The sequence below is a fragment of the Mesorhizobium sp. M2E.F.Ca.ET.209.01.1.1 genome, assembly GCF_004010375.2.
GTDB lineage: Bacteria > Pseudomonadota > Alphaproteobacteria > Rhizobiales > Rhizobiaceae > Mesorhizobium.
Genome location: NZ_SADP02000208.1, coordinates 1 through 432 on the forward strand (window position 1 = coordinate 1; position 432 = coordinate 432).

1 protein-coding gene is annotated in these 432 nt (G+C 65.7%); it reads right to left on the reverse strand.

Annotation, left to right across the window (positions count from 1 at the left end; genetic code table 11):
- Window positions 1–432, reverse strand: a 432-nt coding sequence (locus EN852_RS35330) for a septal ring lytic transglycosylase RlpA family protein (RefSeq protein ID WP_135879638.1), incomplete at both ends; no start/stop codon positions are given.

The window sequence follows — 432 nt, forward strand, 5'->3', positions numbered from 1 at the left end:
GCGGCCGTCATGGAACGGGCCACGGTCGTTGACGCGCACGATGACCGATTCGCCGTTGTCCAGGTTGGTGACGCGGGCGAAGCTGGGCAGCGGCAGTGTCTTGTGCGCGGCGGTGAACTGGTACATGTCGTAGACCTCGCGGTTGGAGGTCAGGCGGCCATGGAACTTGGCGCCGTAGTACGACGCCGTGCCGCGCTCGACATAGTTGCGGGTGTCGTCGAGCACCTTGTACGACTTGCCCAGCACCACGTAGGGCGATTTGTTGCCGATCGCCGAACGCTCTTCGGCGGTCACTTCCGGCTCGGGAATGCAGGCGACGTTGGGAATGTAGTCCGGGGTGCTGTCACGCACGCCGGGTCTGTACAGGCCGCCGGCGGTGTAGTTGCCGCGCGTGTTCGGGTCTTCCTTGGCCGCCGCATACGGCGAGCCCTC